This window comes from Methanomassiliicoccales archaeon (assembly GCA_013415865.1).
Taxonomy (GTDB): Archaea; Thermoplasmatota; Thermoplasmata; order Methanomassiliicoccales; family UBA472; genus MVRC01.
Map to the genome: position 1 here is coordinate 516,980 of CP058896.1, position 24,435 is coordinate 541,414.

Genomic DNA, 24,435 nt, shown 5'->3' on the forward strand with positions numbered 1-24,435 from the left:
CCTAGAGCCTTGTCCAATCCCTTTCTTTCGGTCCTTCATCCTGCTCCTCGGCCTCTTCGGCCCCTTCCGCTCCCTCTTCGACAGGCTGCCTTTCTTCCACATCGACCTTCTCCAGCTCGAGCTCGTCGACGGCGAGGTCGGTCTGCCGGCCGCCCTTTGAACCTTTTGCATCCTGATCCAGGTGCTTCACACGGATGGGCGTCTGGCATCTGGGGCAGAGTCCGCTTGCTATGCAGGACCTGCAAAGCAACGAGCCACATTCAGGGCAAGAGCCAGCGGCAGTCTCTCCATGGAAAAGGCATTTACGGGACCTGATCGAGCCCGTCCTCTTCTCTCCTTTATCACTGCCGTAGAAGGTGGAATAAAGCTCTTTCTCCGCCGCCCCGAAGAGCAAGGGGCCCCCTTCCGGGCCCCTCCTCCGCGGTTCGGGGATGGGCTCCTGTTCAGGAACGTTAGGCGGAAGAAAGACCGCATCGGTACCAACGGTCTGGGGGGGCTCCTCCATCTCGGGCTCAGGCATTGGGGGCGGGGCGACCTCCGCCCGTGCTAACGCGCGCGATGACCTGGAAGGGGCCTTTCTCTTGGTCTTTGCAATTGTCTTTGGGGCCGTTATCTTTGGTGACGCCCGCTTCCTCGTCCTTGGCGATGGTACGATGTCCTCGGAGATCGCCCGGAAGGCCTTCATGGCGACCTTCAGCCTCCTGGCCTTATAGATCCCTATGCCGAACGTCTCCATCAGCCCTATGACGCTCCTTCTGTCCTCTGAGAGATCGAGGGCCGTTCTCAGCAGCTGCTGGACATCCTCATCTGGCATGGTCCCGCTGAGGTCCATGGCGTTGACCGTCTCTATATATCCCAACACCTTCTTGGCATCAGAGATCTCAAGATGTGGCAGAGCCGCGATCACGTCCGCCAGCCTGAGCCCGTAGGTCGCCACGGTGGGGTTCCGATAGGCCATCAGGAGGACGGTCCGCGATGCGTCCTCGTACCAGTCCATCTCTTCCCTGCTCATCGAGGTGACATCGACCTTTTCCTTCTCATCGATGAGGCTGGACACCTCATCCAGGAATTCATATGGGATGTTGCATATGCGGAACATGTCCTCCTTGGAAAGCCTTCTTCCCATACGGTTCTCCATGGAAAGCACTTGTGCAGCATACTCCTTCACCTGCCTTTGGTGGAGATCGCGCTGAACCATCTCCAGCCCTTCTGCCGCCGAGGACATCGCCGGGTCAAGTTCCAACGCCTTCTCGAAGGCCCGCTGGGCAGCCTCGCTCTTTCCCATCCTGAGCAAGGCCATCCCCTTCCCGTTCCAGGCGATCGCATCGGAGATGTCCAGGCCCAGGACGGCATCGTAGGACCTGAGCACCTCCTCATCCTTGCCTAGTCCCTCCGCGATCGCCGCACGCTCCATCCAGACCCTTTTAGATGATGGGTCCAGGACAGAGGCCCTGTCTATCGCGGCAAAGGCGTTGTCCAAATACTGTTGCTTCTCCTCTATCAATGCCAGGCGTTCCCAGGCCAAAGCATCGTTGGGCGCCACCACCGTCGCCCTCATGTAGGTCTCCCGGGCCTCCTCGACCCGGCCCATCGCCTCCAGCGCCTTCCCCTTGGACCGCAGCAGGGGACCGTCCTCGGCACCTAGGTCGATCGCGGTGTTGTAGGCCTGTACGGCCTTTGGCATCTCCCCCAGTCTGAGGTGCGCATTGCCCTTGAACTTCCATGCCTCCGCATGCGTCCGGTCGACCGAGATCGCCTGCTCGAAGGCATCGACGGCCTCCTGCATCCTGTTCAGGGATGCCAGCGCCCTTCCCATGTCCGTGTGGAACCTTGGGTTGGCAGGGTTCGACCTCACGCATCTTTCGAAGCAATCGAGGGCCTCCTCGAACCTCTGCATGTGCAGCAGCGTCCTTCCCTTGTTGTCGAGGATCATCATGTCCGAATCGTCCAGTCTCCACGCCTCGTCAAAGGCGGCCAATGCATCTTCCATCCTGCCGATCGAGGTCAAAAGTATGCCGTTGCGGACGTGCAAGGCCTTGTCTGCAGGGTCCATCTCGATGGCCTTGTTCAAGACCTCGGCGGCGGCCTGGGCCTGTCCCAAGGCCTCCAAAGCGTTCACCTTGTCGATGAGCGCTGACCTGTTGCCAGGGTCGACGGCAAGTATGTCATCGCAGATCGCAAGGACCTTCTCCTGTTCATCCATCGCGATTAGGGCCATCTTCTTCAGCTCAAGTATCTTGACCTCGTTCGGGGAGGCCACAAGAGCCTGATTGAAGGACGCGATCGCCTTCTTGTACTGCTCCAGACGATAATATGCCACCCCCTGGTCGACATAAGCGTCCACGTTCTTGGGGTCCAGACGGGATATCCGGTCGCATACCTTTATGACCTCGTCAAGCCGTGCCAGCTCTATAAGGGACCGTTTCTTTCCCTCCAGGACGTCCAGGTCCTTGTGGTACATCTCAAGGGCCCGGTCGAAGGACCTCACCGCCTCCTCGTGCATGCCCATCTTCGCAAGGGCATGGCCCCTACGGACCATGGCGAAACGCATTCTCTTATCAAGGTTCAGGGCATAATCATAGCATGTCAGGGCCTCGCTGTAACGGTCGAGCCATTCCAATGTTATGCCTTTGCTGATCCAGATGTTCTTGTCCCGGGGGTCCAGTTCCAGGGCGACATCATAGGCCAAGGCCGCCTCCTCATATCGCTTGGCCGCCTCAAGGGCCAGGCCGGTCGAGTAGGCGATGGACTTGTCCCTGGGACTTACCTCCCTTGCCTTCATGTAGGCGTCCACCGCCTCATTATAACGTTTAAGTGCGAACAGGCTGTCCCCCTGGACCCTCCAGAAAAGGACGTCGTCCGGGAATAGCTGGGCGGCATAGCTCGCGGTCTCCAACGACTCATCATATTTCTCCAGCTGGAAAAGGACCATGCTGGCATCTTTTAGGACGATGTGGTCCTGGGGGTGGATCCTCAGGACCCTGCGATAGAAGTCGACGGAGTTCTGATTCCTTCCGAGCCTGTCCAGCGCGACCCCCTTGTCCAGCAATGCCAGGTCGTTCTCCGGGTCCATCTTGAGGATCCTGTCGCTAAGCTCGATGACCTTCTTGTCCTTGCCCATGCGCTTGTAGCATTCCTTGATCTCGGTGAGTATATCGATGTTCTCCGGGGTGATCTTCAAGGCCTTTTCCAAAGACCTCAGCGCGTCATGATACCTTCCTGACGATATCAGCGCCTGCGCCTGCCTCACGGCATCGTTGGTCTCGGCGGTCCTGGGCTCCTGTGGTTGCTCTGGCAATCTTGGCGCCTCTTCCTGGGCCTTTTGCACTTTGGCTTTCTCGGCGAGATCGGTGACCTCTACCAGCCGGTTCTCTGCGACCTCCTGTCCTGAGGGAGGAGCTATGCCCTGGGCCGCCTTCGATTTGCCTTCTATCGCATCCTTGCTCTCGGGGTCTATCGCCAACGCCCTGTCGAAGGCCATGGACGCCTCCTCATACCGATTGGCCATGAGCAGGAGGTTCCCCACCTCGTTCCAGGTGATGATGTCCGATGGGTCGGCCTTGATGGCCTCCTTGTAGAACTTCAACGCCTCTGGGACGTTGCCAGACCTTGCGACCAGCCTGGCCTTTCCGATCAGCGCGACCTTGTTCGAGGCGTCCCTTGACAAGATGATATCATAGACCTGCTGCGCCTTGCCAGTATCATTGGTCCGCAGAAATATCTCGGCCTTGAGCATCAGGGCGTCGACCGCCGATGGTTCGAGCGATATTATCCTGTCGATCTCCTTGGAGGCCTCTGGCAACTTTCCCAACCTCAGCAACAGCTCGGCCTTCTTTCGCATCCATATCGTTCTCTCAGGGTCTTTGGCGATCACCAGCTCATAGAGCTTGGTGTCCAGAGGATCGATCGAGAGCGCCCTTTTGTAGCACTCAAGGGCATCTGGCACCCGCCCCTCTTTGTCACATATGACCCCTTTCATGACCCAAAGCTGTTTCCTGTCAGGACACGATCGTATGAGGTCTTCGATCAAAGACAATGCATCGCCCGACCTGCCGGCCATGTGAAGGACCCTGGTCCTGACCATTTTCGCTTCTATATTGGACGGGGATATCTGAATAGCCCTCTCCGATGACCTTAGGGCCTCTTCCTTCATATCGCATTGCATCATGTCCTCCGCCATCCGGCCCAAGGCGTCTGACATCTCCTTAGAATTGAGTTCGGTGATGGGGCAGCTGGCCAATTGCTCGCTCGCCCTTTTGAGATGTACCTTGGCCCTTTCGATGTCGTTCCTGATTATAAGGGCCTCGGCCTCCTCGACGAGCTTCAATGCCTTTTTTATCGACCTAGGTTCCCCTTCCCTGGAGAATAGAAATCCCATCCCATCACCTAATTTATAAAGGGAAATGCTATATTAAACTAAATACCTTTGTCTCCAGATGGTATTTTTTTGTACCTTTGTCCGACCAAACCCCTCCCTATGTCTGACGGTTTATCTAAATATCAACGAACAAATTATCCTGATAAAAAATATGCTGGTCATCCTTTTACATTGAAAAAAGAAGCTTTAAATACGGGGTGACATAATATCTCTATTTGTCCGACATAAGTCGGACGGATGGGATGCATGTGAGGTTCGATGCATCCGCTGGTATCTTAACCCATACTTTGAACGCGCGAACGAACGCGACCGCCATGGGGATCACAGAGATATGGCCACCAAAGTGCGTGTTCGAGGTCGATGACGAGTCGGGGGACCGTCAAGATGTAGGGAGAAGAACTGGTAGATGCGTCTAAGAAAAGGAGAGGATGGGACTCCTTTTCTTCCTCCAAATTTTTAAACTTTCTCCTAGAACAGGACGAGGTCCCGGCCAGCCAGCCCTTGAAACAACATTTTAATAATAAGATTAGATTAGGACCGACGCCTGCAGGTGTAATCTAGTGGTCAGGATCTTAGCCTTCCAAGCTAAAGGCCCGGGTTCGAATCCCGGCACCTGCACTCACCACCTCAATATTGTTCAAGGTCGGTAAAAGATAATTATATTCCTTCTTGCTGTTGAGCACATTGATGGACCGAGCCGTAAGACTAAGACCTCACCACCTGCTCTGTATTCAATTCTACCAAGGACTGGGCTACGATGATGATTTCAACGAGAACATGGCCAAGGTGGTGGACCTTGTGAAGGGGAACAGGTGTTCCTATATCGAGGTCGTGCCCATGGTCGATGACATCTGTTCAAGATGTCCAGAGAACAAGGGAGGGGTCTGCACCTCTGAAGCGTCGGTCAGGGATAAAGACCGCTCGGTCCTCGAGTTTATAGAGATAAAGAGCTGGCAAAGGATGACACCGCAAGAGCTTGAGCGGTCGATGAGCGATAAGCTAGTGACGTTGGAAAATGTCAGCCAGATATGTGGAGAATGTTCCTGGTCAAAGGAATGCGACAGATCTCTGTCCGAACACAAGAGATCTAAGAAAAATTATGGTTGACGGAAGGGTCCGGGAGATCCCTTCCGCCATGTGGGATGGTCTTCATCGGGAAACGACCTGCACCGGCCGCTCCTCCTCGGTCAGATTATAGAGCCTGCCGATGCTCTGGTGCGTTGGGGCGCACCTTACAGATCACCGATGTCCCTTCTCATTTATATGCCCGACCGTGAGAGGTCGCCGAACAACAAAGCCGAAAAGAGTTCGACCAGATGTTCTCATCAAGCTCCGAAATTACTTCGGCCTCTTGATATAATGCCTCATGCGGACCGCCTCACCGCGGTCGCTATCGGTCATCTCCTCTCCGAACATCATCGCGACCCCCACGCCGACGACCTTTTCCGACCTTATGACCGCCACCTCGTCCCCGATCCTGATGCCTGGGTCCGCTTCGATTATACCCTTTGCGAACAGGTTGCCTTCTATCTCGAAATCGCCCACTCTTACCAACCCAAGGCCCTTTCCTGCTATCCTCTCCGCCCCTTCGATGGTCAATGATATCATCCCGCGTTCGGGGGTGAGCATGCCCATCTGCCTCTGGCCTTCCTGTATCCGTGAATATGGGTATGAGCCAGAGACACGGCACCCTTCTACCAGGGCCCCCGCATTCTTTCCGAACTGAAATCTCGCGACGGCGGCCATGGTCCTCTGTCTGTCCTCTCCCATTGGAGGTCTGGGGTGCTTTGCGCACTCCTCAGCGAGGACCTCCCTCAATCTGTTCAACGATTCCTTGGAGCCTGGGAGACCATGAGAGGTATCGATGCAGTCGATGACCTCCCTTACGATATCCCCTTCATCCCCCAGATGACAGATGACCTTCTCATATCCTTGAGATGCGATATGGCCAACAAGCTCCTGGACCATTGCCACCTCCTCCCGGTCCCAATGTCCAGTGACAGGTATGTCGTATTGAGCGGCCGGATAGAACAGCTCCAGCTCCCTTGGCACCACACCAAGGGGGGAGGTGACGATCACCTCATGGACCACATCGAAGTTGCTCACCGATTGTATAACCCTTCGGAATGTCTGGTGGCTCTTGGAGGTGGAATATGGCTTCTTTGCGGAACATGGAAGGAGCAGGAGCACCTTTTTTGTCTCGGGCCTTGTGTACCTCTCGATGATCCTCTTCCTATACCTCCAGACATCCGGACGGAAAAGGGACTGTTTGGCGTTCGCATAGAAACGCGGTCCCACCAATGGGTATCTTGTCTCCTGGAACTCGTAATGGTCCTCGTCAAATATCCTCAAGGCCGCGACCATCCATGGGCTTGAGTGGACCCTTGTCTCGACCAGCTCCCGAAGCCTCTCCTTTTTGATCATGTGCTTGACGAGCTGAAGCTCCTTCCATACGTTCATGGCACTGATATGGAGCACGTTCTTTTCTGGCCCATCGAACAACCATTCTGACTCTGATGCTGACAATGGACCCTCGGTGGTGGTGATCTTGTCGATCGATGCCAGATATGATATCAGTGTGTCATCGAAGATATCCGCCCCCATATAGACCAAGAGCGCGAGGTTCGATGCATCCATCATTCCCGGCAGGTAGATCAGTCTCTTGTTCCCCGCGGTCCTCCTCAGGGACACGATCGAAGAAACGAAGGCCCTCGCATCCCTCCTCAGCTCGAACGCGTTGCCCAGTACCGCCACCTCCTTCCCTTTTACCTCATCTTCCGGAGGCGCCCTGCCGTCAGCAGAGGTCACGAAAGAGTTATCTCCCACAACAGGGAGGAGGTCCCCGGCCCATCTGAGCGCGCTCAGTGGAGTATAAAGCGTCTCAGGCACCGAGAACACCTGTTCCCCTGACTGCTGATGGACCGCCCTATGGGACTCAGAGGCATGGTCAAAGACGAGGTCGGACCTCCCTTGCATAAAAGGATAGGATTCGCCCCACAGCACAATGGGAGTGTCGAACCGCACCTGGCCATCGCTCCATCTCGCGATCCTGGCCGGGCCTGAACGGTACTTGACCTCGAGCATGCTCAGAGCATCCGCTCAAGTGATTAATAAATTTGCAAAAAAAAGAAAGATGAAAGGTGAGGAGCGTTTTCTTAGAATGTTGTGACCATGTCATGCTCGTCGATGATCTTCTTGGCCTGGGCCCAGTCGATCATCTCTATGAAGTCTAGGGTCTCGACCTCTCCGACCCTTTCGAGCAGGTCCGACCTGACACAGTATACCTTTGCATCGAAGTCGACCATGTCGCCGAGGGCCTCCATGTTCGATGGCATCCTCACCGCCTCTGGCTTTTGGGTCGCCACCGCGTTGAGGGTCCCGTCCCCGGCCAGGATGATATTGCATTTATCCACATTCCCGCTCGATAGCATGGCCAGGGCGAGCCTTGAACCGGCGAACGCCTCCTCGAAGCCATATGGGGGTTTGGTTATCAATACCAGTACGCTCTTCGCCATCTTCTTCACCTCGCTATTGTTACCATGCGTTCCCCTTCGGCCACGTACCTGGAGAGGTCGTTCGTAAGGCTCCCGACCTTCATACCTGGTATCTCCTCCCCTCTTCGAAGGCCCCTTGCCGCGCAGCAGGTGTTGCACACGCTGACCTCGACGTTCCGCTTCTCGACCAGCTCCTTGGCCTCGGCCCCGACGTTCGGGAACCTTTTCGGCTCCTGACCGTCCTTGACAAGAAGGACGCCTTCGCCGTAACCGAAGATCCTTACGTCATAGCCTTTCTCGACCGCCGCCTGGGCAAGCTTCACGGCCACGTTGGTGTCCATGTTCATCATCGTCCCCGTCCTGATCTGGATGACCATTGTCTTCATGTAGCTCCCTCACAGCGTTATCGTCTGGTCGAATTTCTCCATGATGAGGTCGACCGCCTCGTGGTATGTTATCGGTCTATAGCCCGCGTTAGCCTTTCCCTCGAATCCTCTCGCGGCCAGATCATCAGCCATCACGTATGCCTCGTTCACGACCTTCAGGAGCTCTGCAGAGCGCTTCTTGTCCACAGCGAAGTAGGCCGCATCCTCGAACAATATCACTCCCGACCTTTCATCTCCCGCTATGTGCTTCATCATTTCCAGGCCGGTGAACTCATGCGGGCCCTTCAATAATATGAACAGTTTTGAAGGCATATCACTACCTCATCCGATGAACATCGTCGAGTCCGCATCAACGGCAATATCGAGGAAACCCGCGGCCCCCAGGATCTTGACCCCGTCGTACATGTCCTCTTTTTTGACGCCTAAAAGCTCAAGTGTCGTGTTGCAGGCATAGACGTTAACGCCCAGATCGAGGGCCATCTTCATCTGCTCCTCATACTTCTCGACCCCTATCTTTTTCATCTTCTTGATGAACATGCCCGTGAAGAGCCTGTACAGACCAGGGAGCTTAGGGCTCTTTTTCTTCTTCAAGAGGTTCAGCCCGAAGAAGGTATGGAAGACGTGCACTTCCATACCCATGCTCGCCGCTGTATTGGCGATCATCATCGACATCATGCCCTTGTCAAAAGTCCCTTCCGATACCACAATAGCGATCTTTTTCGTCTCTGTCATCTTTACCGCCCCTTATTTCCTATCTTGTTTTACTCCATGAAAGTCGTCGATCCGGTCAGGCTTCTTTTTCAAGCCTTTAACAAGACCTTACTGGACCTTCTTTATATAGTAATAGAAGACCCCTTTGTCCTCTTTCTGCTCGAGAAGCTCATTGCCTGTCCTCTTCGCCCAAGCTGGAACATCTTCCTTGGAACCGACGTCATCGGCTATCAGCTCAAGGACCTTACCCACCTGCATCTCCTTGATCTTCTTCGACAGCTTCACTATCGGCATTGGGCACATCAGACCCCTGGCATCCAAAGTCTCATCCTTTTGCATGATCACCATCTCCTCGGTTTTGCACGGTTGTGCAACAACTTTATATAACTGCTAATTATATAAGGGTTTCGGATAGGTGGACCCGTAATATGGCCTTCGACAAGATGGTGACCAAGGTTGGCTCATGCCAGGACCTTGTGCAATGCGCCTATTCGCTCAACGAGTTCGAGGTCCAGGTATATAACAGACTTTTAGAACTAGGGCCAATGAGAGCCGATGACCTGGCGGACCGTATGGGCAAGGACCGTAGCACGGTCTATAGGGCCTTGCAGAAAATGATGAGCTGTGGGATCTGCTTCAGAGAGACGAAGAGCATTGAGAGGGGAGGATATTATCATGTATATCGGGCCATCGGTAAAGAGGAGCTCAAGGTGAAGCTGCGCGCGTGTGTCGAGAACTGGTACAGCAGCATGCAACAGATCCTCGAGAGGTTTGACCTTGAATGACAGGGATCGTGGCGGATGCCTCGTTCATGATTCCGAAGATGTAAAATAGCCAGGTCGGGATTCTGGTCTGAGAGCATGAGCTTCAAGGGTATGGACATCGTCTCCATCAGGGACCTGAGCTGCGAGCAGATCGAGGAGATCATGGACCTGTCAGAAAAAATGATCCCCTATGCCAAGGGAGAAAAGATGACAAAGGCCCTTGACGGCAAGATCCTTTCATGCCTATTCTTTGAACCGTCCACAAGGACAAGGATGTCGTTCGAGACCGCGATAAACCGCCTTGGAGGGAGGTCCCTTGACATGGGGACCCCTTCGATGACCTCTTTGGCCAAGGGCGAGACCCTTGCGGACACAATACGGATGCTAGAATCGTATTCGGATGTCATCGTGCTCCGTCATCCGCACGAAGGGGCCGCAAGATTGGCGGCAAGATTCTCCCAGAAGCCCGTGATCAATGCGGGGGATGGGGCCGGGCAACACCCTACGCAGACCCTTCTGGACCTTTTCACCATCAAGAAGAACAAAGGGAAGATGGACGGGCTGAAGGTCGCAATGGTCGGCGACCTGAAGTATGGCAGGACAGTGCACTCTCTCGCTGAAGCTCTGACGATGTTCGGAGCGGAATTGAACTTCATAGCCCCGCCCACGCTCCAGATGCCCAAGGACACCATCAAACAGATCGAGAAGATGGGCGGGAAGCCTAAGATGAGGAACAAGCTCGAAGAGGTCATGAGCGAGATCGATGTGCTTTATGTCACCAGGATACAGAAGGAGAGATTCCCTGACCTGGCAGAGTATCAGAAGGTGGCTGGCACTTACCGTGTCGACCTGGATAGTTTGAGAGAGGCAAAGAGCAACATGATCATCATGCATCCGCTGCCCCGCATCGACGAGATCTCGCCTGAAGTGGACCAGACCTGTCATGCCAAGTATTTCGATCAGGCGTTCAATGGAGTGCCGGTCAGGATGGCGCTACTGACGCTCGTTCTAGGAGGTGAGCTCTGATGAAAGAGTTCAAGGTGACCCCCATCAGGAATGGGACGGTCATAGATCACATCGAGTGCGGAATGGCGTTGAAGGTATTGAGGATCATTGGTATGGACGGGGGGAATGTCCAGAGCCCTGTGAGCATATTGATGCACGTCCCGTCGAAGAAGACGGGGTGGAAGGACGTCGTGAAGGTTGAGGACCGGGAGCTTGACCCGAAGGAGGTTGACAAGATCGCCCTCATCGCACCAGAGGCGACGATAAACATCATAAGGGACTTCAATGTGGCCGAGAAACATGACGTCAGGCTACCTGCGAAGGTTTTGGGCAAGGCCCGTTGCAGCAACCCGAACTGCATCACGAACCAGAAGGAGCCCGTCGAGCCAGAGTTCAATGTGGAGGGAAAGAACCCTCCGGTCCTACGTTGCGTCTATTGCGACAGGGTCCTGGAGAACATCGCGGACAACCTGATCTGAGCTCATCTTAGCCAGACCAGCTCTTCCTTGGTCTTCGCGACGACCTTCTGAAGCCGTGAAAGTATCTCCTCGTCGTTCACTGTCCTTTCCGCCGTGAGCGCTATCATCAGGCTGGAGCTCAGCTCATGGACGAATATCTTCTTTGTCTTATAGACGCCGATGACATGCTCGAGCTTCTCCTTCTTCGCATCGGCCCTTGTGGACTCGGCGGATGTGAAGATGACCGATATCATCGCCGAGAACATCTCGGGCCTTGAAGGGAGCTTTGAGGCATCCCCTGTTATCATCAGACCGCTCTTGGATACGACGGAGACGCTCTCGATGTTCGGATCGTTCCCGAACTCGGCCTTCAGTATCTCATCTATGACGTTCTCGACCGACTTTGAAGATTGAATCTCGTCCCCCTCCATCAATAGCTTGTTCTGATTGTTCGCGAACGGAGCGATATCCTAGTACCAATTTTATATTCTTTTCTCAATCCACCACGATTGTGAAAAGGTCCCGGGATGGTCCCGGACCTGAATGGAAGTGAAAAGATGAGCGTCCTGGTCATATCAGGCATGCCCGGTGCTGGAAAGGAGGAGTTCGCGCAGGTGGCGATGTCGGTCGGTTACCAAGTGGTCCGCATGGGAGATGTTGTCAGGGCCGAAGCGGCCAGGCAGGGCATCGCATTCAACGACCAAGGTGTCGGGGGATTCGCCAACGAAGAGAGAAAGAGACATGGATATGACATCTGGGCGAAGAGGGCGGTCGAACATGTCAAGCAGGAAAGGACCGTCATAGACGGGAGCAGGGGCCTGATGGAGCTTGAGGTCTTCAAGAAGGAGCTGAAAGATGTAAGGTTGATAGCCATCCATACCTGTCCCATAAAAAGGTTCCACAGGCTGAAGGCAAGGGGACGAGAGGACGCCCCGTCCACATATGAGGATTTCAAGGCCCGTGACGAGAGGGAGCTGGGCTGGGGCATTGGTTCCCTGATCGCCATGGCCGACATAATGATCGTGAACGAGGGTACGTTAGAAGAGTTCAAATCCTATTGCCTCAGATTGTTGAGAGAGTTGGACTGAGATGAGGTTCAAGGTCGTAAGGATATGCAACTCGGAAGCGAACACCTGCATTCCCTTGGATGACGTCAGGTTCGACCTGGATGCTACGGCCATAAAATTGAAGGAACAAGGGTTCGATGTCGGACAAAAGGGCCTGATGCTCGTAGCGCGGAAGGATGGTGTGGAGTACACGATATACCGGACCGGTAAACTGTTGATCCACCCCATGGAGAAAGAGAAGGCCAAGGCGGCAGCCGATGAGTTCTACCCTTTATGTGTCAAGATGCCCCTCGAGGAGCGGGGTCTCATATGACGACAAGGTTCAGAATTATAAGGGTGTGCAAGGGCGAATCGATGTCCGCGATACCTCAGGATGTCGCCAGATATGACCTTGAGGCCTCGGCCATCGCTCTAAAGGAGAGAGGGTACGAGGTCGATGATAAAGAGGTGATGCTCCTGGCAAAGAAGGACGGCATCGAGGTGACGGTCTACATGAACGGCCGGCTGATGATCTCTCCGATGAAGGATAGGGAGATGGCCAAGAACTTGGCCGAGAACTTATATTCCATCCTTGTGATGGAAAGGGAAGAGTGATAGAGGAGAAGATCGCAACGATATCTGGCCATTTTATATATAATGTAATTTTAATAAAAATAATATATTTATAATCAAGAAATCGATAACATGGCACCGCTATGAGGATGGGAAGTAGTGGTGAGGTGAGAATATTCTTAGTAGTAGCTTTAGCTCTTTTGCTGGCCGCACCGGTCCTCATCTCCTCCAGTATGATCGCTGGAAGAGATGTTGAGGTGACGGCCATGCCTGATGGGAAGAGCACTGGTACCTATGACCCGTTGACATCCCTTTTTGAGAATTTTACAAAGAGCCAGATAGTAGATGCAAAGCCAAGGAAGGTCGTCACAGGGTTCTTGAACCAGGACCTTCGAAAGGATCTGGCCGTCATCTACTTCGAAAGAACAGGGGTCGACATCTATTATCAATCGCAGGATGGGACCTACCCGGCAGAGCCCTCCAAGAAGATTGTCACCTCGACCGTGCCGACCGCACTTGACATCGGGGACATGAACAATGATGGCCTGACCGACGTGGTCATCGGCTATCCGTCCTCCCCGGGAAAGGTAGAGTTCTTTTATCAGAGGGCAGATGCTAGCTCGTTCACGACGAGCGGATATTTCTCGACGTCGAGGGTCCCGATCGACCTGGTCACTAATGACTTCGACGGGGATGGATACACTGATGTCGCGATCGTATCTGCGAATTCGACAACGACCTGGGCCAGGTTGTATATCCACAAGAATTCCACCTCATTCAATGTCGTGACGATGACCCTTTACTCGATGACCCGTCCTGCCCAGGTTGTAAAAGGCGATTATGATCTGGACGGCAAGATGGACCTTGCGATCGTAGACCGGGGGGCCAATCTTGTCCAGGTATATCGTAACACCTTCCTGGGGGCGGATGATGACACCCCGTGGTCACCATCGGCCAATCTGACCCTTTCCCAGAACCTCATCTCCTCGCCGGTCTCGATAGATTTCATCAATGGGGAAGGGACAGGGGACACAATATTGGCGATCGCATGCAGTGGGAACAATCAGGTCCGCATGTTCAAGCAGAACGGGGGGGGCTTCCAACTATGGAAATACATCGCCACAGAACCTGGCCTGGCCTATGCCAAGGGCATCTTCATCAATAACGACGGCCTGGAGGATATGGCCCTCGTCTACGACACCTCATATAAGCTCGCATATTACATCACGCCCACAGGAACCTCGAACTATGGGTCTCCGAGCGGCACATTCCCGGTCCAGAACGGGCCGAGACAGCTCTTGGCCGCTGACCTGGACCTTGATGGGGATGAGGACCTGTTGATCGTTCAGAACAGAAGTGCTGCCAATGGTGTCCTGACCGTCTCATATTCGGTCAACGCTGTCCTCGCGAGCTCCAACGACCTGCTCTGGGGGGTCACCGACCAGAGGTCCATCTTCATCGGCAACCTCACCGGATCATCTCAGGCGGTCGGTGTATTGGACAGGGGCAACGGGAGGTTGTACATCTATGACTCGGGGGCCTGGCATAGTATAAGCGTTCCCAATACCTCTGACAGGGCCGTCGCATTATCCCTCTATTCCAATGCCATGAGCGATGTGGTCGTCAGCGACCCGGTGAACAACAAGGTCTACATCCTGCAGAGCGGGAGCGGGATCTACTCCACATCATACATCATGATCACTTTGGATGTGCCCTCTCCGTTGACCGGGCCGCTCGGTCTGGATGCCATCGATGAGAACTCAGATGGGCTCACAGACCTGGTGGTCGCCTGCTCGAACGGTATCGTCATCTTCTATCGGTCAGCATCGGGCCAGGGATTTTCGTCGTCGGACAATTACGTCTTCGTCAACGGTCAATATGTGGGGCAATGGGCCATAGCGGGGGATTTCAACAAGGGGGTCGATGGCGCAGGTCTGCCCGACCTGGCGGTCGTGAACATGACCAGCAACCGTATCGAGGTCTATTTCCAACAGCCGTCCGGGCCAAGATATTCTGCCGACATCGGGAAGATGACCACCTTGGCCATACCCTCCGGTACGGTCGTCTGGGCCGATTCATGCGATGTGGACCGTAACGGTCTATTGGATATTGTGATCGGCACCAGCAGTGGAGACCTTGTGGCATACCGCCAGTACGCGACGGGGCTGGATTACTCATATCTGGTGTCATATGCCAGCCCACATGGGTTCCAGACGGCCGCCGTCGGTGATTATGACGATGATGGATGGGATGAGCTGGCCATAGTAGGCTCGAAGGTAGGGTCCGTCTCCTTGGTCCAATTCTCATCCTCAACCTTCAAATTAGATTATGTCCAGACAGGGGGCGCAGGGCCGAATGTCGTGGCCCTCGGGGACATCGATGGGGACAAGAGGGTCGATATTGCATTGGGATCCCCAGGATCTGGTTCGATCTCGATATGGTACCAAAGGAACCTCCCGCCTCATGCCAGCTGGTCCTTGGTCGGAGGGGCGATAACAGAAGGTATCGCGGTGACCCTGGACGCCTCATCCTCCTGGGACAGCTTCTCTGACAACGGCAGCTTGATGTTCTATTGGAAATGGCGCACATCGGGCGGACCTTGGAACAACATACCATCCACGCCCAGCTCTCCTACAGTGCAGTACGCATTCCCTTCGGAAGGGGCCTATGAGGTCAATATGACGGTCATTGACAGGAGCGGGGCGTCGTCCTGGCAGATCAAGGAGCTGACCGTCGTGGACGGGACGCCGACGGCCAACTTCACCTGGTCAGGTAGCCTGGTCGAGGGTTCTGTCATCACTTTCCAGAGCACATCGACCTCGCCTGTGGACCAGATAGTGAAATTCACCTGGGACTTCGGGGACGGGTCGGCCGTGACGATATCTACCGCCAATGTGCCAGTGTCCCATCGTTATCTTTGGGACGGAACGTTCTCGGTCACGCTGTCCGTCGAGGATGTGGATGGGGACGCGCATTCCATGACCAAGCAGTTAACGGTCGCGGACTCCGGCCCAGTGTTCACCGTCTCGTATTCACCGACGGGCGTGACCGAGGGCGACACTGTCAGCTTCACGGCCACTGTGACATCTCCAGACACTGTCGTGAGATATCTGTGGTCCGTACAGAACGACACCGTCACGATCGATGGGATGGGCAGTTCCATCTCTCACAGGTTCATAAGAGATGGCTGGTACTGGGTGAACCTGACGGTGTTCGAGAACGACGCCGACCAAAATACCGTCAGCCTGCAGGTCATAGTCTCTGACACCTTGCCATCGGTCAGTTTCACCATGTCAAAGAGCGTGGTCGATGAGGGCGAGTTCATCACATTCCTCGACACCTCCTACGCATATGACGGCATAGCATCTAGGTACTGGACCTTTGGGGATGGGGGCTTTTCGACCTTACAGAGCCCCACATACAAATACAACGCCCATGGCAATTTCACGATAACGCTCTGGGTCCGCGATGGGGATGGTGACAATGTCTCGTTCAGCAGGACGGTGAAGGTCAACGATACGAATCCATCAGCTGGCAACATCATCTCGAGCGGCACGACGTTCAACAAGGGGACCGATGTCACATTCTCGGTCAATGTGACAAAAGGGGCCGAGACCCCCACATACCTATGGAACATTTCGGGCAGCAGCGGCTCGCCTGTGCTTATCTATACGTCCACCCCATCCTTGTCATATAAATTTACCGTCCCTGGCACTTTCTTTATTGTTCTGACCATCTCCGATTCTGATTTCTCACTTCAAAGGTCGATATCGATAACCATAGTGGACCAGCCCCCGGTACCGAAAGTGGTCGTTGAGAGGGTGGACGTCGACGCCTTCAAGGTGACGGTGTCCGCCAACACGACCCAGGATATAGATGACGACATTGATGGCCTCGAGTTCAGATGGAATTTCGGGGATGGGAGCCCGTGGACCCCCTGGTCCAGCGACAACCGTTATTACACCTGGACCTATGCCAGGGCCGGTATCTACACCATCATATTGCAGGTAAAGGACCCATCGAGCACAAGGCAGACGGAGATCGTGGTGACCCTTGACAAATGGCCCCCTGAGATCATCCTCCGGGACAGCCGTGAAGAGGCCTATGTGGGTGATGCTGTCAGGATAGATGTTAACGTCGTCGATGACATCGATTTCGAGGTATTCCTCTTCTACTCCTATGATGGGAAGAACTGGTCAATGGTCCAGATGGCCCCGACCGACGGAGCTGGTAATTTCTCCGCACAGATCCCTCCGATGAAAAAGGAGGGCACGATGTTCTATCGGATAGTGGCGACCGACATCAACAACAACACAAAAGAGATAGGTCCTTTTGAGATCAAAGTGGTGGAGGAGCCCAGCTATTTCCTTCTATATCTGGCACTGTCGATAATAGCGACCGTATTGGCGTTCTTTGCCATATGGCTGGTGAGGACCAGGCCGGTGGTGGACGAGGTGTTCGTCATCTATCACGATGGCAGCCTCATAGCGCATCAGGCAAGAAGGATGAAGCCTGGGATGGACGACCAGATCCTAGGGAGCATGTTCGTCGCCCTTCAAGGGTTCGTCAAAGATTCGTTCAAGGACGAGGCCTCTCCCATGCTCAAGCGCATGGACTTCGGCGACAGGACGATAATGGTCGAGAAGGGCGACTTCATCTATGTGGCGGTCGTGCTCAATGGAAAGAGGACGAGCAGCATCCCGCCTCGCTTGCAGAAGGTCATCGAGGCCATTGACGAGCGTTATGGCATCGACCTCATCGCATGGGACGGCGACCTGGAAAAGCTCAGGGGCATCAGGGACATTACCGCTCCTTTGTTCAAGAGGAACCCGTTCCTTGACATGGCCGGAAGGAGGAGAGGAAAAAAGTCCGGATGAGATTAGACGCCTGACCCATCTGTTTTTTATACTGCCCTTGGAATCCGACAGGCATGACCTCGACAGAGGAGCTCGTGCTGGTGCTAGGTCTCTGTGGGCTCCTGTCATTCATATCATTTAGATTCGAGCTGCTCACTGCGAGCGGCAGTGTGGCATCGTTCCTGATCGGGAGCCTGATAGGGGTCCTCGGCTCCATCGGCTGGCTTGCGCTCCTCATTGTCTTTGCCCTTACAGGTTTCATGGTGACAAGGTACAAGTTCGAGGTCAAGAGAAGGAAGGGACTGCAGGAAGGGACGAAGGGCGAGAGGACATGGAGGAACGTCGTCGCCAACGGCCTGGTACCTCTATTGGTCGCGGTCATCTTCTATCTTTCAGGGGACCAAGGAAACGAGACCGCTGGCCTCGTATATCTGTGTGCGATAGGGACGGCGGCCTCCGACACCATCGCCAGTGAGATGGGCGTTCTTAGCCCCAGGACGAGGTCTATAATCACTTTCAAGAGGGTCGAGGCAGGGACGAACGGCGGTATCTCTCTCTATGGAACCGCATGGGCCTTCCTCGGGGCATGCTTCGCGAGCGCCGTGGGATGGGCGGTCCTCTTCCCTGGAGAGCTGCCCGACGTAAGGATCATGGTGCCGGCGGTTATGGGGTTCGTAGGCTGCAACATAGACTCGGTCATCGGTGCTACCCTTGAGAACCGGGGCTATGTGGGGAAGCTCGGAACGAACGTGCTGTCGATGGCGGCGGGGTCTGCCCTAGGGTATATGATCCTCATCCTGGCCTTATGACATATATGAGCAATCAAATGTGCCTTGATAAAAACGTATAAATACAACATTTTACTTCGGTGGGTTCAAGAAAGGTTTGACGGCCAAAGCGGCGGGGTCACGCCTGGTCTCATCCGAACCCAGAAGCTAAGCCCGCCCGCGTACGCTGTTGTACTGTGGTGCGCGAGCCCACGGGAAGCTTCGCACGCTGTCAGCCTTTCTTATTTTCATCAAATCGATCTAAGGGGCATCTTTTCTTAAGATAAATTCTTATGCGTAGAGGTTTCTAATCAGTAATGATGTTCCTGGGGGCCCGGCTCTGGACTGGATGTTGATCTTCATAGCGTTGCTGTTAGTGCTTCTGATAATGGTCATTTGGTTCGAGTTCAAGTACATGCGGCCGAAGCGAAGGGAGGAGATAGAGGCCGTCCTTAACAGGGATGAAGCTTATAACGCCCTGATGAGCGCCAAGGCGGTCTCGAGGTCCCTCAAGGACATGGGCAAGGACACAAGGGAGGCCGAGGTGCTCCTGGAACGCGCCCAGATGTCATATGACCAGAGGGACTATGCAAAGACAATAAGCGTTGCCAAGGCCACGAAAGAGGTCCTGATCAAGGCGAAGGACATGCCCATTCCAGAGAGGCCAAGGTCGCCCGATGCCCCGGCCGAGATGAAGGAAAGACCGCCTGAAGAGCACAGCGTCCATGAGGTGAAGAAGCTGCCTCAGAACTATCTTGAATCGAAGTTCATGATGACCACCGCGAGGGCGGAGATAGATAAGGCCTCCGCCGATGGAAGGGACGTCGTGGAGGCCGAGAAGCTCATGAGGGAGGCACAGGCATCGTTCGACGCCGCCGACTACACCGAATGCCTCAAGACGTCCTTGAAGGCCAAGAGGTCCATAGGGGCGTCTCCTGCAAAGGATGCTCCCCCATCGCCCGAGGCGAAGGCAGAGATGAAGGCGCCCCCGGCCGTCCCAGGACCAGAAAGGTGCAGGCAATGCGGGGCCGATCTGGTGGAAGGCGACAATTTCTGCGGAAAGTGCGGGGCCAAGGCCGAGAGGGAGGCCAGATGTGCGTCCTGTGGAAACATCCTCGGAGAAGATGACGTGTTCTGCAGGAAGTGCGGCGCGAGAAGGGCATGAAGAGAAGCTATTTATCAGGCCCGTAATATGTTCCAGCAGTTGAAATGATACTGATTAAACTGGGCGGGAGCGTCATCACCGACAAGCGCCGATACAGGACGTTCAGGGAGAGCACCGTCCGCCGCCTCGCCAGGGAGATATTGGGATCGGGCGAGAAGGTCATGATCATACATGGCGCAGGGTCTTTCGGTCACGTCGTGGCCAAGAAGTATGCGCTACATCTAGGCCGTATGTCAGAGGAACAGGTGAAAGGCGTGGCGCAGGTCAGCTGGGACGTCAGGGACCTCGATAACCGGTTCATGAAGGCCCTTGCCGACGAGGGCCTGGACGCTGTCAGCATAGTCCCGGGGTCGGCCGCCAAGCTCAGCGAGGGCAGGTTGTGCGAGCTCGATGTGTCGAAGTTCAAGGACTATTTCGCCCTCGGTATAACGCCAGTATCCTTCGGGGACGTGGTCCTCGATGATGTCAGAGGCTTCGGCATATGCTCGGGGGACCAGCTGATGGCCCGCCTGGCCAAGGATCTGAGACCTAGGAAGGTCATCTTCGTCACGGACGTCGACGGTGTCTTCACCAGCGACCCTCATATGGACCCGGATGCGGAACTGCTGAGAACGATCGACCGGGGCGTGCTGAGCTCCCTTCCCCGCAGCGAGAGGTGCGACGACGTCACTGGCAGCATATTCGCCAAGCTCGAGCACATGCTCGATATGGCGGAGAGCACCGAAGAGGTGATGATCATCAACGGGAATGTGCCAGGAAGGCTCTGCTCTGCCCTGAGGGGAGAAGAGCTGGTCTGTTCCAGGGTCAGGAGCGGTTGAGATGAGGAAGATAGAGAAGAGAAAAGCCGACCATATCCAGGTGGCATTGGGAGAGAAGGTCGTACAGGAGCACAACAATTGGGACGACGTGAAGCTCATACACAACTCGCTCCCCGAGGTGGACCTTGATGAAATTGACACATCCGTGACCATCTTCAAGAAGAGGCTGAGCATGCCGTTGATAGTGACGGCCATCACCGGAGGCTTCAAGGACGCCGAGAGGATCAATGCGAACCTTGCCGAGGCATGCGCGGAGATGAGGGTCGGCCTGGGCATCGGGAGCCAGAGGGCGGCCATTGAGAACCGGAAGGACCCGAGCTACACGGTCCTTAAAGAGCATGATGTACCATTGAAGATAGGCAATGTCGGGGCCCCGCAGCTGATCGCTCAGAAGAGGAGGAGGGCCTTCACCGTTGATGACGTGAAGGACGCGATGGAGATGGTCGATGCCGATGTCATGGCCATCCACCTGAACTACCTGCAGGAGGTCGCCCAGCCCGAAGGGGACACGAGGGCCAAGGGGGTGTTGGACGCCATCAGGGCGGTGGCAAGGGAGGTCCCCTGCATCGCCAAGGAGACCGGTGCCGGTATCTCGAGGGAGGCGGCCATCCGGCTGAAGGGGACGGGGATCGTGGGCATCGACATATCTGGCGTGTCAGGCACGTCGTTCGCCGCGGTGGAGATGTTCAGGGCACGACAGATGGGCGACGCGAGATGCGAGGCCATCGGAAGGCTGTTCTCGGACTGGGGGGTTCCAGCACCTGTATCCCTCGTTGAGGCCGACGTCGGCCTGCCGCTTATCGCATCCGGCGGCATCCTCAACGGTCGACATGTGGCATCGAGCATAGTGCTCGGGGCGAGCTGCGCAGGTATGGCAAAGGCCGTCCTTCCGGCGGCCATGGAGTCCGCCGAGGCCGTGAGAAAGGTGCTTTCCCAGGTCCGGGAGGAGCTGAGGGTCGCGATGTTCCTCACAGGTTCGAAGGACATACCCTCTTTGGCCGAGAAGGACTGCGTGCTCACCGGCATCACCAGGGAATGGATCGTTCAGAGGGAGGGTTGAAGATGGAGCTTCCGAAAGAGATGGACAAGATGGCAAAAGAACTCCACCAGAGCATCATGGGCTATCTGGAGTATGGCAAGTATGAGAAGCTCAGGAAGGCGATGATGCATTATCCAGAGGCGGGGGGAAAGCGCATGAGGCCTATCCTGGCCATGCTGGTCGCCGAGGCGGTCGGCAAGAACGGTAAAAAGGCCGTACCTTTCGGCTGCTGCCTAGAGATGATACACAATTTCACATTGGTGCATGACGACGTGATGGACAAGGACCCCGTCAGAAGGGGAAGGCCGGCGGTGCACATCGTCTACGACGAGCCGACCGCCATCATCGCCGGAGATGCGCTCTTCGCCAGGGCATATGATGTCCTCAGCGAGACGGACGTGCCTGGAGAGGCCCTTAGAGAGCTGGTGCACATCGTCTCGGAGACGGTCTATCTCATCGCCGAGGGGCAGCAGATGGACATCGACAATGAGGACCGCCCGACCGTGAGCATCGAAGAGTACCTTGAGATGGTGGAGAAGAAGACCGCCGTGCTCTTCTCCTGCGCGGCCGAGGGGGGTGCCATCATCGGCGGCGGCACGAAGGAGCAGGTCTCCGCAATGAAGGAATGCGCCAGGCTCTTCGGCATAGGGTTCCAGATATGGGATGACGTGCTCGGTATCATCGGCGACAGCAAGAGGACCGGGAAGCCGGTCGGCTCTGACATCAGGAACGGGAAGAGGACGCTCATCATCGTGCACGCGCTGCAGCACCTGAAGGAAGGAAAGGATAAGGAGACGTTGATGAGGGCGTTGGGCAATGCGCACGCCACTGACGAAGAGGTCAGCGCCGCCATCGATGTGCTCAGGCGCACAGGGAGCATAGATTATGTCACAAAGGCCTCTCAGGACCTTGCCCTGAGGGCGAAAGAGCTTCTAAAATGCCTCCCGGACTGCCGCGAGCGGGAGATGCTGGAGCAGCTCATATCCTACTCGGTCGGAAGGGACAGGTGACTCATCCGCACTCGATGCCGCCCTCCGTCAGCTGGATCTCCGCGCTCTTTCCTTCGGGCAGATGACGGTGCTTCATGACCGTCATCCTTCTCCTCCCTACTCCCGACCTCTCGAGGCGGACTATCGTCTTCGCGTTATGATGCAGCACGTTGCCCCCGAGCGCCTCCACCGACCCTTTGTCGATGTCCATGAACACCTGCGACGTCATCACCACGGGCAGTCCCTTCTTCCTTGCCAATGAGAGGAGCTTTGCGCTCTGCCCTGCCATCGACCTTCTTTCGGCACGCTCCTCGTCCTTGTCCTGCAGGCGATAGAACATGGTCATCGAATCGACTATGATCATCCCTATATCAGGGTTCCCTTCAGCGAGCTTGATGGCCTTGTCAACCATCTGTTCCTGCTCCTTGAAGGAATGGACCTCGCTGAACAGGATGTTCTTGCTCACGTTCTCGAAATCATCGCCGCATATCTGCCTCAGCCGCTCCAGGGATACTCCCTCGGAATCGATGTATATGACCTTCTTCCCCCTCCGGACCATGTTCCTCGCGAGCACCAGGCAGAGATTGGTCTTGCCAGTGCCTGCCTCGCCGTAGATGAGGGTGATGCATCCCATCTCGATGCCCCCTCCGAGCATCGAGTCCAATGACGCGCAGCCGTAAGGAAGATAGTCCACGAAGGCCTAACCGACTCTGGACACATAAATCATTGGTCATCCTTCGCGGAGCGCTCATAGGCACGGAAGGCGAAGATGCAGCACGCGGCCGCCACCTGCGAGACCGCCATGACCGCTATGCCTGAATCGAAGTTTTCGGTCAATGCCACGCTGAGCCCGATGACCACTGGGCCGAAGACCCCTAGCCCGTTGCTCAGGCCGTTGAGAAGGCCAGTAGCGGCGCCGGTGTCCTTGGCCGGGACGATCAGCTGCAAGAGCGTGTAGGCATTGGCAGGGAGCAATGATATGCAGAAGAAAACCGCGAAGCAGCATGCGACTATCTCAGCCTGCCCACTGGCGAACATCATCAGGAGAAGGGAGAGCGCCCCTCCCAAGGTGAAGGCCGCCGTGACCTCGGACCTCCTCCCGATACGGTCGCTCAGCCATGACCCTATAAGTATGCCCAATACGCCTCCCGTGTATGCCAAGGGCAGCGCCCAGACGAGATCGTCCAAGGAGAAGCCCTTGCCGTTGAGAAGATATGTCGGCATCCACAGCGACAGACCCCAGAAGGCCAGGTTCATCGACGCGTCGGCGAACGTCACCGTCATGAACCCCTTGACCTTGATGACGCGCCTCAATGAGACGATTATGTCGCCATACGCCTCCCGCACGCCCTTCGGCCTATGGTTGAGGCCGGTCCCGTCCGAAAGGTGTCTCCAGACGATGATGGCGAGAGCGAATCCGACCATAGCTACCACGCAGAGCGCCGGCCGCCAATCGATCAGCCTGATGAGGGGGAGCATCAAAAGGGCGATCAGGATGTTCGACATGAACATCGCGCTCATGTAGAGGCCGTTGACTCGGGACCTGAGCTTCGGCTCGAACCCTGTCTTGGTCACCTTGCTGGCAGAAGGGAACAGCACGCCCTGCGAGACCCCTAGGAGAAGTCTCAGGACCATGAACGCGCTGAATATCAGGCCGAGCACGCCGGTCAGGAACGTGATGAACGACCATATCGCGATGGCCGCGGTGAGACATTTCCTCGGGCCGTAGACGTCTATCAGAGGGCTCAGGAGGGTGTTCGACACGCCATACCCCACAAGGAATATGCCTAGCAGGATGCCTCCCCAATACCCCTGCTCGGACGAGGTCCATCCGTAATCGTCCGAGATGAACGGGAGGGCGACCGATATCGTCGAGCGGGAGATGTATCCCATCAAGGTGCAGCACAGGAGCAACAGCGCGACCGATATGCCCTTCCTTCCTCTGTAATATCCGACGTCCACCTGGCCAGGAACGCCTGATGAGGT

24 protein-coding genes, 1 tRNA gene and 1 rRNA gene are annotated in these 24,435 nt (G+C 55.6%); 16 read left to right on the plus strand and 10 right to left on the minus strand.

The window, feature by feature from the left end:
- Position 1: 1 nt before the first annotated feature.
- A complete protein-coding gene (locus tag HPY73_02570; protein ID QLH74444.1) occupies positions 2-4,378 on the minus strand; it encodes a tetratricopeptide repeat protein in 4,377 nt (1,458 codons plus the stop codon).
- Positions 4,379-4,593: 215 nt separating this feature from the next.
- Here HPY73_02570 and HPY73_02575 point away from each other — a divergent pair, with 215 nt between their 5' ends.
- The 3 genes from HPY73_02575 to HPY73_02585 all read left to right on the plus strand — a co-directional run bounded on the left by HPY73_02575 (position 4,594) and on the right by HPY73_02585 (position 5,485).
- Positions 4,594-4,794, plus strand: a complete 201-nt coding sequence (locus HPY73_02575) for a hypothetical protein (GenBank protein ID QLH74445.1) — start codon at positions 4,594-4,596, stop codon at positions 4,792-4,794.
- 130 nt (positions 4,795-4,924) lie between these two features.
- A tRNA-Gly gene (locus HPY73_02580) sits at positions 4,925-4,996 on the plus strand.
- Positions 4,997-5,065: 69 nt separating this feature from the next.
- Entirely contained in the window at positions 5,066-5,485 is a 420-nt protein-coding gene (locus HPY73_02585; protein ID QLH74446.1) for a DUF1284 domain-containing protein, read from the plus strand.
- Between the two features lie 231 nt (positions 5,486-5,716).
- Here the strand turns inward: HPY73_02585 and HPY73_02590 are convergent, their stop codons facing one another.
- The 6 genes from HPY73_02590 to HPY73_02615 form a co-directional block, all read right to left on the minus strand.
- Positions 5,717-7,462, minus strand: coding sequence for a DUF5591 domain-containing protein (locus HPY73_02590; protein QLH74447.1), 1,746 nt, complete (start codon positions 7,460-7,462; stop codon positions 5,717-5,719).
- A gap of 71 nt (positions 7,463-7,533) precedes the next feature.
- Positions 7,534-7,893, minus strand: a complete 360-nt coding sequence (locus HPY73_02595; protein ID QLH74448.1) for a DsrE family protein — start codon at positions 7,891-7,893, stop codon at positions 7,534-7,536.
- Positions 7,894-7,898: 5 nt separating this feature from the next.
- The gene (locus tag HPY73_02600; GenBank protein QLH74449.1) at positions 7,899-8,258 is read right to left on the minus strand and encodes a DsrE family protein; all 360 of its coding nucleotides are present in this window, start codon (positions 8,256-8,258) and stop codon (positions 7,899-7,901) included.
- A 9-nt stretch (positions 8,259-8,267) separates the two neighbouring features.
- A complete protein-coding gene (gene dsrH / locus HPY73_02605; protein ID QLH74450.1) occupies positions 8,268-8,570 on the minus strand; it encodes a sulfurtransferase complex subunit TusB in 303 nt (100 codons plus the stop codon).
- 9 nt (positions 8,571-8,579) lie between these two features.
- Positions 8,580-8,990, minus strand: coding sequence for a DsrE/DsrF/DrsH-like family protein (locus HPY73_02610; GenBank protein ID QLH74451.1), 411 nt, complete (start codon positions 8,988-8,990; stop codon positions 8,580-8,582).
- Positions 8,991-9,077: 87 nt separating this feature from the next.
- Positions 9,078-9,308: a sulfurtransferase TusA family protein gene (locus tag HPY73_02615; protein ID QLH74452.1), complete on the minus strand. Its 231-nt coding sequence runs from the start codon at positions 9,306-9,308 to the stop codon at positions 9,078-9,080.
- 89 nt (positions 9,309-9,397) lie between these two features.
- Between HPY73_02615 and HPY73_02620 the strand changes: the two genes are divergently transcribed.
- The 3 genes from HPY73_02620 (at position 9,398) to HPY73_02630 (ending at position 11,217) form a co-directional block, all read left to right on the plus strand.
- Complete coding sequence (locus HPY73_02620; protein QLH74453.1) at positions 9,398-9,754, plus strand: helix-turn-helix domain-containing protein; 357 nt, start codon at positions 9,398-9,400, stop codon at positions 9,752-9,754.
- A gap of 75 nt (positions 9,755-9,829) precedes the next feature.
- Positions 9,830-10,759: an aspartate carbamoyltransferase gene (pyrB, locus tag HPY73_02625; GenBank protein QLH74454.1), complete on the plus strand. Its 930-nt coding sequence runs from the start codon at positions 9,830-9,832 to the stop codon at positions 10,757-10,759.
- The gene (locus HPY73_02630) at positions 10,759-11,217 is read left to right on the plus strand and encodes an aspartate carbamoyltransferase regulatory subunit (protein QLH74455.1); all 459 of its coding nucleotides are present in this window, start codon (positions 10,759-10,761) and stop codon (positions 11,215-11,217) included. Before pyrB ends, HPY73_02630 begins: the two co-directional genes overlap by 1 nt.
- A 2-nt stretch (positions 11,218-11,219) precedes the next feature.
- Here the strand turns inward: HPY73_02630 and HPY73_02635 are convergent, their stop codons facing one another.
- Positions 11,220-11,627, minus strand: a complete 408-nt coding sequence (locus HPY73_02635) for a hypothetical protein (GenBank protein QLH74456.1) — start codon at positions 11,625-11,627, stop codon at positions 11,220-11,222.
- Between the two features lie 126 nt (positions 11,628-11,753).
- Between HPY73_02635 and fliE the strand changes: the two genes are divergently transcribed.
- The 10 genes from fliE to HPY73_02685 all read left to right on the plus strand — a co-directional run bounded on the left by fliE (position 11,754) and on the right by HPY73_02685 (position 22,470).
- Positions 11,754-12,284, plus strand: a complete 531-nt coding sequence (gene fliE, locus HPY73_02640; protein QLH75623.1) for a flagellar hook-basal body complex protein FliE — start codon at positions 11,754-11,756, stop codon at positions 12,282-12,284.
- Between the two features lies 1 nt (position 12,285).
- Complete coding sequence (locus tag HPY73_02645) at positions 12,286-12,576, plus strand: hypothetical protein (GenBank protein ID QLH74457.1); 291 nt, start codon at positions 12,286-12,288, stop codon at positions 12,574-12,576.
- On the plus strand, positions 12,573-12,857 hold the full coding sequence (locus HPY73_02650; GenBank protein ID QLH74458.1) for a hypothetical protein: 285 nt from the start codon (positions 12,573-12,575) through the stop codon (positions 12,855-12,857). The genes HPY73_02645 and HPY73_02650 overlap by 4 nt, the downstream gene beginning before the upstream one ends.
- A gap of 125 nt (positions 12,858-12,982) precedes the next feature.
- Positions 12,983-17,692: a PKD domain-containing protein gene (locus tag HPY73_02655; protein ID QLH74459.1), complete on the plus strand. Its 4,710-nt coding sequence runs from the start codon at positions 12,983-12,985 to the stop codon at positions 17,690-17,692.
- Positions 17,693-17,745: 53 nt separating this feature from the next.
- Positions 17,746-18,480, plus strand: a complete 735-nt coding sequence (locus HPY73_02660; protein QLH74460.1) for a DUF92 domain-containing protein — start codon at positions 17,746-17,748, stop codon at positions 18,478-18,480.
- 75 nt (positions 18,481-18,555) lie between these two features.
- Positions 18,556-18,676 (plus strand): 5S ribosomal RNA (gene rrf / locus HPY73_02665).
- A gap of 111 nt (positions 18,677-18,787) precedes the next feature.
- Entirely contained in the window at positions 18,788-19,603 is an 816-nt protein-coding gene (locus HPY73_02670) for a zinc ribbon domain-containing protein (protein ID QLH74461.1), read from the plus strand.
- A gap of 44 nt (positions 19,604-19,647) precedes the next feature.
- Positions 19,648-20,421: an isopentenyl phosphate kinase family protein gene (locus HPY73_02675; protein QLH74462.1), complete on the plus strand. Its 774-nt coding sequence runs from the start codon at positions 19,648-19,650 to the stop codon at positions 20,419-20,421.
- A gap of 1 nt (position 20,422) precedes the next feature.
- On the plus strand, positions 20,423-21,481 hold the full coding sequence (locus tag HPY73_02680; GenBank protein ID QLH74463.1) for a type 2 isopentenyl-diphosphate Delta-isomerase: 1,059 nt from the start codon (positions 20,423-20,425) through the stop codon (positions 21,479-21,481).
- A 2-nt stretch (positions 21,482-21,483) separates the two neighbouring features.
- Positions 21,484-22,470, plus strand: a complete 987-nt coding sequence (locus HPY73_02685; protein QLH74464.1) for a polyprenyl synthetase family protein — start codon at positions 21,484-21,486, stop codon at positions 22,468-22,470.
- Between the two features lies 1 nt (position 22,471).
- Here the strand turns inward: HPY73_02685 and radB are convergent, their stop codons facing one another.
- Positions 22,472-23,143 (minus strand): DNA repair and recombination protein RadB, encoded by a 672-nt coding sequence (radB, locus tag HPY73_02690; protein ID QLH74465.1) that lies wholly within the window; start codon positions 23,141-23,143, stop codon positions 22,472-22,474.
- 29 nt (positions 23,144-23,172) lie between these two features.
- On the minus strand, positions 23,173-24,411 hold the full coding sequence (locus HPY73_02695) for an MFS transporter (protein ID QLH74466.1): 1,239 nt from the start codon (positions 24,409-24,411) through the stop codon (positions 23,173-23,175).
- Positions 24,412-24,435: the final 24 nt, after the last annotated feature.